General features: G+C 69.1%; 11 protein-coding genes. 6 read left to right on the top strand and 5 right to left on the bottom strand.

The features are described from left to right. Positions 1 to 43 precede the first annotated feature (43 nt). Both OHA18_RS01555 and OHA18_RS01550 read left to right on the top strand, forming a co-directional pair. Positions 44 to 640, top strand: coding sequence for a winged helix-turn-helix domain-containing protein (locus OHA18_RS01555; RefSeq protein ID WP_329001649.1), 597 nt, complete (start codon positions 44 to 46; stop codon positions 638 to 640). 10 nt (positions 641 to 650) lie between these two features. Continuing rightward, on the top strand, positions 651 to 1,808 hold the full coding sequence (locus OHA18_RS01550) for a threonine synthase (protein ID WP_329001648.1): 1,158 nt from the start codon (positions 651 to 653) through the stop codon (positions 1,806 to 1,808). Between the two features lie 175 nt (positions 1,809 to 1,983). Here OHA18_RS01550 and OHA18_RS01545 read toward each other — a convergent pair whose 3' ends face one another. Further along, a complete protein-coding gene (locus OHA18_RS01545) occupies positions 1,984 to 3,972 on the bottom strand; it encodes a maltotransferase domain-containing protein (RefSeq protein WP_329001646.1) in 1,989 nt (662 codons plus the stop codon). A 163-nt stretch (positions 3,973 to 4,135) separates the two neighbouring features. Here OHA18_RS01545 and glgP point away from each other — a divergent pair, with 163 nt between their 5' ends. Further along, a complete protein-coding gene (glgP, locus tag OHA18_RS01540) occupies positions 4,136 to 6,724 on the top strand; it encodes an alpha-glucan family phosphorylase (RefSeq protein ID WP_329001645.1) in 2,589 nt (862 codons plus the stop codon). Between the two features lie 105 nt (positions 6,725 to 6,829). On the opposite strand, the gene OHA18_RS01535 is transcribed toward glgP, so the two are convergent. Next, a complete protein-coding gene (locus OHA18_RS01535) occupies positions 6,830 to 8,278 on the bottom strand; it encodes an MFS transporter (RefSeq protein ID WP_329001643.1) in 1,449 nt (482 codons plus the stop codon). 49 nt (positions 8,279 to 8,327) lie between these two features. Here OHA18_RS01535 and OHA18_RS01530 point away from each other — a divergent pair, with 49 nt between their 5' ends. Beyond that, positions 8,328 to 8,921, top strand: coding sequence for a TetR/AcrR family transcriptional regulator (locus tag OHA18_RS01530; RefSeq protein WP_329001641.1), 594 nt, complete (start codon positions 8,328 to 8,330; stop codon positions 8,919 to 8,921). A 17-nt stretch (positions 8,922 to 8,938) separates the two neighbouring features. After that, complete coding sequence (locus tag OHA18_RS01525; RefSeq protein ID WP_329001639.1) at positions 8,939 to 9,808, top strand: alpha/beta fold hydrolase; 870 nt, start codon at positions 8,939 to 8,941, stop codon at positions 9,806 to 9,808. On the opposite strand, the gene OHA18_RS01520 is transcribed toward OHA18_RS01525, so the two are convergent. Genes OHA18_RS01520 through OHA18_RS01510 form a run of 3 tightly spaced genes read right to left on the bottom strand, consistent with a single transcriptional unit; the run spans position 9,792 to position 11,762 of the window. Then, entirely contained in the window at positions 9,792 to 10,658 is an 867-nt protein-coding gene (locus OHA18_RS01520; protein ID WP_329001637.1) for a transglutaminase-like domain-containing protein, read from the bottom strand. The two genes, OHA18_RS01525 and OHA18_RS01520, sit on opposite strands and share 17 nt — an antisense overlap. Then, entirely contained in the window at positions 10,658 to 11,479 is an 822-nt protein-coding gene (locus OHA18_RS01515; protein WP_329001636.1) for a MerR family transcriptional regulator, read from the bottom strand. Before OHA18_RS01515 ends, OHA18_RS01520 begins: the two co-directional genes overlap by 1 nt. A 43-nt stretch (positions 11,480 to 11,522) precedes the next feature. Next, on the bottom strand, positions 11,523 to 11,762 hold the full coding sequence (locus tag OHA18_RS01510) for a hypothetical protein (protein WP_329001635.1): 240 nt from the start codon (positions 11,760 to 11,762) through the stop codon (positions 11,523 to 11,525). Positions 11,763 to 11,956: 194 nt separating this feature from the next. On the opposite strand from OHA18_RS01510, the gene OHA18_RS01505 reads away from it, so the two are divergent. After that, positions 11,957 to 12,487 (top strand): PadR family transcriptional regulator, encoded by a 531-nt coding sequence (locus tag OHA18_RS01505; protein WP_329001634.1) that lies wholly within the window; start codon positions 11,957 to 11,959, stop codon positions 12,485 to 12,487. Positions 12,488 to 12,534 lie beyond the last annotated feature (47 nt).

Below are 12,534 nucleotides of genomic sequence, written 5' to 3'. Positions count from 1 at the left end.
CATTCCGTTGACGATCCGAGGCAGGTATTGACATCGTGACCAGATGGTCACCGCCCGTATAGACCTGACCACGACCGGATCCGACGAAGAGCCGTTCCCGCTGCTGATCGCGGTCGCGGCTTCTGCTGAGCAGCGCGTCCGGCTGGCCGAGCTGGTCGACGACGTCGCCCCGTTGCTGCTCGTCTCCAGCCTCGACGAACTACGCAGGCTGTTGGTTCCTGCCCAGCAGCCCCCGCCTGCCGCGCCCGAGCAGCCCGACCCCCCGGAGCCCGATGCGGTCGATGCCGCCGCCGTTCGAGCCACGGGGGAGGAGCCGGACGCCGACGTGCTCACCATCGACCGGGGCCGCTCGGTCGCGCGCTGGCGCGGTCGCGAGATCCAGCTGACCGAGCTCGAGCACGACCTGCTCACCCGGCTGATGTCGTCGCCGCTGCGCGTCTGGTCGTACGACGCCCTGCACCAAACGGTATGGCGCGACCGCGAGGTCCGCGGTACCGCCGACGTGCACTCGGTGGTGAAGCGCCTGCGCCGCAAACTCGACGAACTCGGTACGACGGTCACCATCGACGCCGTCCGCGGCATCGGGTTCCGGCTGACCGACCACCAGCGCCCGATGATCACCGATCTGCGCGCGGGGTAGTTTCTGGGGTGTGCCCTTCTCTGCGCTGAGTCATCTCGAATGCCCTCGTTGTGGAGCAACCCACGACGCCGACCAGATCATCGGCCTCTGCCCGTGCGGATCACCGCTGCTCGCGCGGTACGACGTACCCGCTGTGACGCTGACCAAGGACGAGCTGGCCGGGCGTGACCCGAACCTGTGGCGGTACCACGAACTGCTGCCGGTGCGGTCGCCGGACAACATCGTGACTCTGGGAGAGGGGATGACCCCGTTGCTGCCGTTGCCGCGGTACGGCGCTGAGCTCGGGGTGGATCGCCTGCTGATGAAGGACGAAGGGCTCATCCCGACCGGGACGTTCAAGGCCCGCGGCGCGGCCGTCGGAGTGTCGCGCGCGTACGAGGTCGGTGTCCGGAAGATCGCGATGCCGACCAACGGGAACGCCGGCTCGGCCTGGGCCGCGTACGCCGCGCGCGCCGGGATGGAGGCGCTGATCGCGATGCCGATCGCGGCCCCGGAGATCTGCCGGCGCGAGGTGACCGTGGTCGGCGCGCGACTGCAGTTGATCGACGGGCTGATCGGCGACGCGGCGGCGTACATCCGGGAGCAGCCCGGGTACTTCGACGCGTCGACGCTGAAGGAGCCGTACCGGATCGAAGGCAAGAAGACGATGGGGCTCGAGATCGCCGAGCAGCTGAACTGGCAGCTGCCCGACGTGATCGTGTACCCGACCGGCGGCGGCGTCGGCATCATCGGCATCTGGAAGGCGCTCAACGAACTGCGCGAACTCGGCTGGATCGACGGCCCGCTGCCGCGCCTGGTCGCCGTACAGTCGACCGGCTGCGCGCCGATCGTCCGCGCGTGGGAGAAAGGCCTGCCGGAGAGCGAGCCGTGGGTGGACGCACACACTGTTGCCTTCGGCATCACTGTGCCCAAGGCGCTCGGCGACTTCCTCGTCCTGCAGGCAATCGCCGAAACCAACGGCTGCGCAGTAGCTGTCGACGACGAGGACATCCTCGCCGAACAGCATGCCGTAGCCCGCAGGGAGGGCGCCTTCATCTGCCCCGAAGGAGCCGCCAACTTCGCCGCGATCCGCGCACTGCGCGAGTCGGGCTGGATCCACGCCGGGGAACAGGTAGTTGCCCTCAACACCGGAGCGGGCCTCAAATACCCAGAAACCGTCCCGCTCTAAGGGGCAGCCAGCCCACGCGGCCGTCGGCAGGCTCGCCTGCCCGAGTCGTGGCGATAGGCGAACGGTCCGGACGGCGAGTCGTGGATCGGGGTCACTTTCCACGACCCAATTCCACGACTCGACGCCGACCACGCCGTCACTCGCGAGCGGTAGCGAGCCGGACCGCGGTGGGGCCTTAGGCTTGTCCGCGGCGTACGGCCAGGATGTGGGCCGGCTCGGCGTTGGGGTCTAGTTTGATGTAGTTCTGTTGGCCCCAGCGCCATGTTGCGCCGCTGATTTCGTCGTACACGGTGAAGGTGTCTTCGGGGCGCATGCCGAGGGCGGCCATGTCGAGGTGGACCATCGACTCGCGGACGGAGTGCGGGTCGGTGTTCACCACGACGATGACGGTGTCGGTGTGTCCGTCGGGTGCGGTCGAGCGCTTCGAGTAGCACATGATCGCCTCGTCATCGACCGAGTGCAGCGACAGGTTGCGCAGCTGCTGGAGTGACGGGTGCCGGCGGCGGATGTTGTTCAGCAATGTCAGGTACGGCGCCAGCGAGCGCCCCTCCGCTTCGGCGGCGGCCCAGTCGCGCGGGCGGAGCTGGAACTTCTCGGTGTCCAGGTACTCCTCCGAGCCGGGCCGCAGCGCGACGTGCTCGAACAGTTCGAACCCGGCGTACACACCCCAGGCCGGCGCCGAGGTCGACGCGATCGCGGCGCGGATCTTGAACGCGCCCGGTCCGCCGTACTGCAGGTACGCCGTGAGGATGTCGGGAGTGTTGACGAAGAAGTTCGGCCGCAGGTAGTGCGCGGACTCCTTGGTCAGCTCCTCGAGGTACTCCTCCAGCTCCCACTTCTCGTTGCGCCAGGTGAAGTACGTGTACGACTGGTGGAAGCCGACCTTCGCCAGCTCGCGCATCATCGGCCGCCGGGTGAACGCCTCGGACAGGAACAGCACGTCCGGGTCGGTCTTGCGGATCTCGCCGAGCAGGTACTCCCAGAAGTTGACCGGCTTGGTGTGCGGGTTGTCGACCCGGAACACCGTGACGCCCTTGGAGATCCACAGCTTGACGATCCGCAGTACTTCGGCGTAGATGCCCTCGGGGTCGTTGTCGAAGTTGATCGGGTAGATGTCCTGGTACTTCTTCGGCGGGTTCTCGGCGTACGCGATCGAGCCGTCGGCGCGGACCGAGAACCACTTCGGGTGGTCCTTCACCCACGGGTGGTCCGGGGAGGCCTGCAGGGCCAGGTCGATCGCGACCTCGAGGCCGACCTCGCGGGCCCGGCCGACGAAGTACTCGAAGTCCTCGAAGGTGCCGAGCTCGGGGTGGATCGCGTCGTGGCCGCCGTCCTCGGAGCCGATCGCCCACGGCGAACCCGGGTCGCCCGGCTTCGGGTCGAGGGTGTTGTTCGGGCCCTTGCGGAACGAGTGGCCGACCGGGTGGATCGGCGGCACGTAGAGGATGTCGAAGCCCATCTTCGCGACGGCCTCGAGCCGCTGCGCCGCGGTCCGGAAGGTCCCGGACTTCCACTCACCGGATTCTTCGTCGTACGTCGCGCCCTCGGAGCGCGGGAAGAACTCGTACCAGCTGCCGTACAGCGCACGCGTCCGGTCGACCCACACCGGGTAGGTCTCCGACGACGTGATCAGCTCGCGCACCGGATACCGGCCGAGGGCGGCCCGGACCTGCGGCGAGATGCCCGCGGCCAGGCGCGCTTCCGGCGGCAACGCGCCGTTCGCCAAGGCGTGCGCGGCGTCGCCCAGCGTGCCGCGGTCCGCGCGCACCGCAGGCGGTACGCCGGCCGCGGCGCGATCGAAGAAGGCTGCGCCCTCGGCGAACATCAGGTCGACGTCGATGCCGGCCGGGATCTTGATCTCGGCGTTGTGCCGCCACGTGCCGTACGGGTCGCTCCAGCCCTCGACCGCGAACGTCCACGCGCCCTGCTCCTGCAGCGTCACGTCGACGGTCCAGCGGTCGGAGCCCTGTCCTACCGGGCTCATCAGCATCCGTCTGGTCTGTCCCGACGGCGAGGTCAGCACGACGTTCGCGTTCACCGCGTCATGGCCCTCCCGGAAGACCGTGGCCGCGATGGTGAACGTCTCGCCCACCGCGGACTTCGCCGGATACGCTCCGGCGTCGACGGTCGGGGTCACGTCGGTGATCGGGATGCGCCCAGTCATGGCGTGGATGAACTCCCTGTGTCTGAATGTCGGAACTACAGGACTGACGTTATCGGTTCCCAGTAGTCGTCTGTGACACACGGGCCTGCAAAATCTTGCTCGCGTTGCAAGATCGATGCATCCCGAAGGTGTTTTGCGCACCCCGGCCCGGTACGGTGTCCCGGTGCGAGCGATACGACGATTTTCCGTCCGCCCTGTCCTGCCTGCGCCGCTGACAGGCCTGGGCACCCTGGTGAACAATCTCCGCTGGGCCTGGCATCCCGAGACGCAGGACGTCTTCGAGGCCGTCGACCCGCAGCTGTGGCGGAGCACCGGCGGTGACCCGGTCAAGCTGCTCGGTGAGGTCCCGGCGGCCCGGCTCGACGAGCTGGCCAATGACCACACTTTCCTGCGCCGGCTCGAACTCGCGGTAGCCGACCTGGACAGCTACGTGACCGAAGACCGGTGGTTCCAGAGCGCCGGTTCACCGCTCGACGCGGTGGCGTACTTCTCCCCGGAATTCGGCATCACCCACGTGCTTCCGCAGTACTCCGGCGGTCTCGGCATCCTCGCCGGTGACCACCTGAAGGCGGCGAGTGATCTCGGCGTGCCGCTGATCGGCGTCGGTCTCCTGTACCGGCACGGATACTTCGCGCAGTCGCTGAACCGTGAAGGCTGGCAGCAGGAGCGTTACCCCCTGGTGGATCCGGACGGGCTGCCGATCAGCCTGCTCCGGGATGGTGACGCACCCGCGACCGTGACGCTGACCCTGCCCGGCAACCGCGAGCTGCACGCGCAGATCTGGGTCGCCCAGGTCGGCCGTGTCCCGTTGCTGATGCTCGACTCCGACATCGAGGAGAACGAGCCCTCCGAGCGCGAGGTGACCGACCGGCTGTACGGCGGTTCCACCGAGCACCGTCTGCTCCAGGAGCTGCTGCTCGGCGTCGGCGGTGTCCGCGCGGTCCGCACGTACTGCCGGATTACCGGTCACGCCGCCCCCGAGGTGTTCCACACCAACGAGGGGCACGCCGGCTTCCTCGGCGTCGAGCGGATCCGGGAGCTTGCCGCCGACAAGGATCTCGACTTCGACACCGCGCTCGAGGTCAACCGCGGCGGCACCGTGTTCACCACCCACACGCCGGTCCCGGCCGGTATCGACCGGTTCCCGGTCGAGCTGATCCAGCAGCACTTCTCGCCGGACGTGTTCGGCCCGGAGGTCCCGATCGAGCGCATCCTCGAGCTCGGCGCCGAGGACTTCGAGGGCGGCGACCCGGCGCTGTTCAACATGGCGATCATGGGCCTGCGGCTGGCGCAGCGGGCGAACGGCGTGTCGAAACTGCACGGCGTGGTCAGCCGCGGCATGTTCGCCGGGCTGTGGCCGAGCTTCGACTCCACCGACGTGCCGATCACGTCGATCACCAACGGCGTCCACGCGCCGACCTGGGTGGCGCGCGAGGTCCACGACCTGACGTACGCGAACTACACCGCCGACGAGGACATCTTCGAGGGCCTGGACAAGACCACCGACGCGCAGATCTGGGAGACCAAGCGGCTGCTGCGGCAGCGGTTCATCGACGACACCCGGTCCCGGGTCCGGCAGTCCTGGATCAACCGCGGCGCCAGCGAGGCCGAGCTCGGCTGGGTCGACTCGATCCTCGACCCGGACGTCCTGACGATGGGCTTCGCGCGCCGCGTCCCGTCGTACAAGCGGCTGACGCTGATGCTGCGCGACCCGGAGCGGCTGAAGTCGCTGCTGCTGCACCCGCAGCGACCGGTCCAGATCGTCATCGCCGGCAAGGCGCACCCGCACGACGAGGGCGGCAAGAAGCTGATCCAGGAGATGGTCCGCTTCGCCGACGACCCGGAGGTGCGGCACCGGATCGTGTTCGTGCCGGACTACGACATCGCGCTCGCGCAGCCGATGTACCCGGGCTGCGACGTCTGGCTGAACAACCCGCTGCGTCCGTACGAGGCGTGCGGCACGTCCGGCATGAAGGCGGCGCTGAACGGCGCGCTCAACCTCTCCATCCGCGACGGCTGGTGGGACGAGTGGTACGACGACGAGTTCGGCTGGGCGATCCCTTCGGCCGAGGGGATCGAGGACACCGACCGCCGCGACGACCTCGAGGCGCACGCGCTGTACGACCTGATCGAGAAGCAGGTCGCGCCGCGCTTCTACGACGGTGACGTGCCCGGCCGGTGGATCGAGATGCTGCGGCACACGATCAAGGAGCTCGGCCCGAAGGTGCTCGCCACCCGGATGGTGCGGGACTACGTCGAGCAGCTGTACGTGCCGGCCGCGCAGTCGTCGCGTTCGCTGAACTCGACGTACGACGGTGCTCGTGAACTGGCCGCGTGGAAGCAGAAGGTGGTGGCCGCCTGGCCGCAGATCCGCGTCGACCACGTGGAGCTGCAGGGTCTCGGCGACGTACCGCAGCTCGGGACGACGGTCGGGATCCGCGCGTTCGCCGCTCTCGGCGACCTCGCTCCGGCCGACATCTGCGTCGAGGTACTGCACGGTCGCGTCGACGCCAACGACGAGATCACCGACCCGGTCCGGGCCGCGCTGTCGCTGGCCGAGACGTACGAGGGCAACCGGCACCGCTACGAGGGCGAGCTGAAGCTCGACCGCACCGGCCCGTTCGGCTACACCATCCGCGTCGTCCCGAACCACGCCCACCTGGCCAGCGTCGCCGAACTCGGCCTGGCCGCCGGCCCGTCCGACCCCGACGACCCGACCACCCCCGACCTCCCAGCCGGCTCGGAGTTCTGAGCCCGCCGCCCGTCCGAAAAGACACAACCCCGCCTGCCTCACCAGGCGGGGTTGTTTGTTGTACCGCCCCGCGCTACCGCGCGGGCGACTGCCTCGTGGTGTCGGTCAGTCTGTCTGTGCAGCTGTCCCTCGGGTGCGGATGATGCCGTAGGCAACCAAGGCTGTGGCGAGGGTGGTCAGGGTCAGGGCGGCGGTGGTGAGAGCCTGGTGGAACTCCGCGGTTTGGTGGGGGGCCCAGGTGGGGGTGGTGATGGGGCCGGTGAAGAGGGTGGCGAGGATGGTGCCGGTGATGGCGATGCCGGCGGCGGAGGTTACCTCGGTGGCGGTGTCGGTGAGGGCTGCGCCGATCGTGGTGCGGTTCTGCGGGAGGCCGCGCAGGACGTTGACTCCGGCAACTACCCCGACGACGCGCATCCCGGCGGCGACGAGCACGAGGGCGAGCGCTACCCAGATGTAGCCGAATCTGCTCAGCGACCCGTAGACGGCGAGGCCGAACACGACCGCCGCGGCGCTGATCCAGGCTGCTCGGCCAAGACCGACGCGGCGTACGAACGGGCCGATCAGGGCGCCGCCCGCGACGAGAACGACGACTTGCGGCAGCATTCCGATCGCGGCGAGGGCGGGTGACCAGCCCCAGTCCAGCTGCAGTTGCAGGGTCACGAGGTACCCGAGGCCAGCGGTCGCGAGCCCGGCCGCAGCCTTGAACGCCAGGCCGCTGGACACCAGGGGATGGGCAACGAGTTTCGGGTCGAGCAGCGGGTACCGCGCCGACCGCTCGCGGAGGAAGAACAGGATCGCTCCCACGACAGCTGCGGCCGTCGTCGCCCACGGAGCCCACGAGCCCGCGCCTTCGTTGACGAACAGCGTCGGTGCGACGAGCGCGAGCACGATCGCCGCCGTCCCCAGGACGGCACCCGCGATGTCGATCGGATCCCGGTGCAGGTCGGCCACGACGTCGGCGGCGATGCCGGCACGCACACCGATGATCGCGAGTACGGCGATGGGCACGTTGACGAGCAGCAGGACCTGCCAGGGCGCGATCGCGAGCACGAACCCGCCCGTGGTCGGGCCGATCGCCAGCCCGACCAGGCCCACGGTCGAGATCAGTGTCGTCGCGCGGACGCGGAGATCGTCGTCCTCGAACAGCCGGAAGGACAGCGCGAGCGACCCCGGCGTCGTCATCGCGGCCGCGACGCCCATCGCGACCCGGACGGCGATCAGCTGCTCGACGGAGGAGACGAACGCGGTCGCGAGACTCGCGACGCCGAGCAGGACCAGCCCGACGAGCATGATCCGGCGGCGGCCGAAGCGGTCGGCGATCGCGCCGAACGCCAGCATCAGCCCGCCGAACACGACCGCGTACGCGCCGGTCACCCATTGCAGCGCGGTGGTCGAGGCGTGCAGTTCGCGCCCGATCGTCGGCAGTGCGACGTTCAGGATCGAGTTGTCGAGCATCTCGACGAGGAACACCGCCGACAATCCGGCCAGCGCCACCCACGCCTCCCGCAGTGAGCGCGGGGGAGCTGCTAAGACGGTTGTCTGTGTGGAGGTCATGCCACTAAGTTAACTGACTAAGCTTAGTGACACAAGAGAGTGAGGAAAGATGCCCAGAACCGACGCGCGGGGCGGGCCGCAGACGCGGGCCCGGATCTCGGATGTCGCGACCCAGCTGTTCCTGGAGCGCGGGTTCGACGACGTGACGGTTGCCGAGGTCGCGCGCGAGGCCGGCGTCTCGAGCGTGACCGTCTTCAAGCACTTCCCACGCAAGGAGGACCTGCTGCTGGACCGTACGGACGACGCCGTCGAGGTACTGCGTTCCGCCGTACGCGACGGCGCAACCGATGTCCTGACCTCTTTGCAGCAGGCAACCGTCCGTCTGCTCGACGAGGAGCACGCGCTCTCCGGGATCAAGGACGGTTCGGTCCCGTTCTACCGGACCGTCGCAGCCTCGCCCGCGTTGATCGCCCGGTCCCGGGAGATCGCGTCCGAGCTCCAGCAGACCCTCGCCGAGGAGCTCGCCCCGGTCTTCGAAGGTGATGCACCACTCCTGGCCGCGTTCTTCATCGCCGGCTACACCACCGTGCTGGTGGAGACCGCGCGGCGGATGACCGCCGGGGACGCACCGGCCGACGTGTCGGCGGATCATCGCGCCCGCCTGGACCGGTTGTTCGACAGCCTCCGCAACGGGGTCGGCTAGCGGGATACGCTTCCGGCATGGAGTTCGTGCAGCTCGCCGACGGCCGCAAGTTGGAGTACTTGATCGAGGGACCGGCGGACGGCGTTCCGCTCGTGTTCCATCACGGCACCCCGGGTGCTGCGGTGCGGTTCGCTCCGCTCGCGGAGGCCGCCGAGCGGCACGGGCTGCGGCTGGTCAGCCCCGGCCGGCCCGGGTACGGCGCGTCGACGCCGCAACCCGGTCGGTCGATCGCCGACGTGGCCGACGACGTCGCCGGTCTGCTCGACGCGATCGGCGCCGACCGTTTCCTGAGTATCGGGATGTCCGGCGGCGGACCGCATTCGTTGGCGTGTGCGGCCCTGCTGCCGGGGCGGTGCGTCGCCGCCGCATCAGTGGCCGGCGTCGGGCCCGCGAACGCGGACGGGCTGGACTTCATGGTCGGCATGGGCGAGGAGAATCTTGCCGAGTTCGGTGCCGCGTTCGAGGGGCGCGATGCGCTCGAGCCGCTGCTCGAGGAGCAGTCGAGCGCGTTGGCCGGTGCTGCACCGGCGGACTTGGCTGCCGCGTTCGGTGACCTGGTTTCCGAGGTCGACAAGGCGGCGATGACCGGTCCGATCCTGGACTGGCTCGCGACGTCGTCGCGCCGTTCCGTTGCCGAGAGCATCGCCGGCTGGCGCGACGACGACCTGGCGTTCGTCAAGGACTGGGGTTTCCGTCTCGACCGGATCACCACCCCGGTGGCGATCTGGCAGGGCGACCAGGACCGCATGGTCCCCGCAGCGCACGGTCACTGGCTGGCCGCCCACGTCTCGGCCTCCACCTTCCACTTCGAACCAGGTGAAGGCCATCTCTCCCTGCTGAACACCATCGACCGCGTCGTCGCGGACCTCGTCACCTACTTGCGCTGAGGTCCATCCACGCGTGGTCCGGCCGGGCCGGCGAGGTGACGAAGGCGCGGCCGGTGAACTTCAGCTCCGGCTCGGAGTGGTAGCGGTCGGCGACTTCCTTGCCGGCGGCCTCGTCTCCGTTGTCAGCGGCAACCATCAGCCTGGCGACCTCGTCGGTGAGGTCGACGTCGGCGCCGTCGATGGAGGCCGTCATCGTCCCCCAGTTGTCCCACAGCAGGAGTTCGTCGCCGTTCAGGTGCGCGAGCTGCAGGTGGACGTAGTTCCGGACGAACCAGTCGCCACCGATCGGCAGCCCCGGGTCGACGCCGAAGACATCCGGGTCCAGGTCGCCGGCGCGGATCCCGAGCCACACCTCGGCAGCCGACCGGAACGGCCCGCGCGGCATGTCCTCGACATCGAACGGACGGTCTTCGGCCGGGTCCAGTTGCGCGTCGACCATCACCCAGCGGTCGCCGTTCCAGTACTCCGCGACCACGTGGTCGTGGTTGTACCCGGCCGCGAAGTAGTCCGCGAACCCGATCCGGCTACGGGCCGGGATCCCCTGGTGGCGCAGGGCGGAGACGAACATCAACGTGTAGTCGCGGCAGCATCCGACGATGCGGTCGACGGGCTCCCGCGGTACGGCGAGCGGCGTACCGTTGCGCTTCTGGTCGGTGGTCAGCATCGCGGACACCCAGCGGTGGTCGATCTCGGCCAGCCGGTCGCCGGTGAACTCGATGCCGCCGCCGCGGTAGTGGATCAGCAGGTTGCGCACCACCGCGCCGATGCCGGGCAGGTCGTCCGGCAGCGCGTCGAACAGCTCCGCGTGTACGCCGGGATCGCTGAACTGGGTCTGGATCGCGTAGTCCATCAGGGGTTCCTTTCGAGAATGGGCAGAGCGATGTCGACGGCCGGTTCGTCGCGGGGGATCAGGTGGCAGTCCGGGAGGTACACCTCCCGCGGCGGACCCGCTTCGGGTACGCCGGCCGCCCGGACCCAGTCAGTGACGAGGTCGTAGGCGAGCATGATCCGCGGGTACGCGCACTCGTTCATCGTGATCGTGCAGTACGCCTCCCGGTGCGCCGGCTCGACCCGGATCGCGATCCGGCCGGACGGGTCCACCAGGCCGTCGAACGGCACGCACACCTCGACCGTCGCCTCACCCTCGGGCGTCACCGCGCCGTGGTAGATCACCCACGACCCGGTCGTCGCGGTCGCGCCGGCCGCCCGCAGGTACGACATGATCTCGTCGGTGCACGTCACGATCACGCCGACCAGCAGTTGCTGGTTGGTGTCGGCCCGGATCGAGGCGATCTTGGTCGCCGCCACGTCGCGGGTCAGCACCGGTCGCGGCGCGAGTCCCGGCGTACCGGATCGGGACAGGCGGTCCCGCAGGTACTGCAGCGTCGCCCGCCGTGCCTGAGTGGTCGCCTCCTCGGCGGCCCACCAGCGGTCGAGGCGGATCAGGCCCTCCTCGTCGGTGCCCCCGAGTACTTCGGCGATCGTGGTCAGCGGCATGTCCAACTGCCGCAGCACGCTGATCCGCCGGGCGCGCTCCAACTGCGCCTCGTCGTAGAACCGGTAGCCGTTGGCGGGGTCGACCTGGGCCGGCGCCAGCAACCCGGACACGTCGTACAACCGCAACGCCTTGTGCGAAAGCCCGGCCCGCTTCCCGAACTCACTGATCGTCAACACCAGACCATCAAACCCTCTGCCCTTGGGGCAAGGTAAAGCCTCACACCGGGAACTGCCTGACATCGGGTTCGACCCAACCCGAGCGCGCCTCCGCGGAGGCCAGGGTGCGTGACTCGTAGAAGTGGGTCAGTAGGCGCTTGTTCAGCAGGCCGGGCTTGCGGTGGACCAGCTCGTCGAAGGTCTGGTCCGGTGCGAGCCAGGTCAGCCGAACGTGCTCCCGATGACCGAACCGCTCGGCGGTGGCCATCACTTCACCCATCAACTGCTCGAAGCTGCTCATCTCCTCACGTTCGGCACCCTGACGGCCGCCCGCAACCGAGTTTCAGGGAAGGGAGGTTGCATTGAAGACGGTAACGATATATCGTTAGTGTCATGAAGAATATCGAGGAGGATATTATGAACACCCCCAACGAACTCAGAGGCCGCCGACGCGGCCATCACCCCCGCCGCGGTGGACCGCGGATGGGAGAAGGCATGCCGATGCACGGTGAACACGGTGGACATGGCGGACGCGGTCCGGAGCGTGGCTCGCGCCGCGGTCGAGCCCCGCGCGGCGATGTCCGAGCGGCCGTCCTGATGCTGCTTGCCGAGGAGCCGATGCACGGCTACCAGTTGATGCAGGCCATCGCCGACCGCAGCGACGGGCGCTGGACCCCCAGCCCCGGCGCGATCTACCCGACCATCAACCAACTGGAAGACGAGGGCCTGGTCACCGTGACCGCGGAGGCCGGCCGCAAGCTCGTCACCCTGACCGACGCCGGCCGCGAGTACGTCGAAGGCCGTCGCGAGACGACCGCCGACCCGTTCGCCGGTTTCGCCGGCGCGGAAGCCGCGACCGATCTGCGCGGACTGCTCGAGGAGCTGCACTCAGCGACTCGACAGGTCGCCCGCAGCGGCTCGGAGGAGCAGCGCACCGCGGCCGCCAAGATCCTGACCGACGCCCGCCGCGCGCTCTACCTGCTGCTCGCCGACGGTCCCGAGGCCCCGAAGGCTCCCGAGGCCTGAGACCTGCGTCACGCAGGGAACGTCTCGACCGGACGACTCCTCTTCGC

It is taken from the genome of Kribbella sp. NBC_00709 (genome assembly GCF_036226565.1).
Classification (GTDB): domain Bacteria; phylum Actinomycetota; class Actinomycetes; order Propionibacteriales; family Kribbellaceae; genus Kribbella.
The sequence above is the reverse complement of the archived record's forward strand: the minus strand, read 5'-3'. Positions and strand labels throughout refer to the sequence as shown.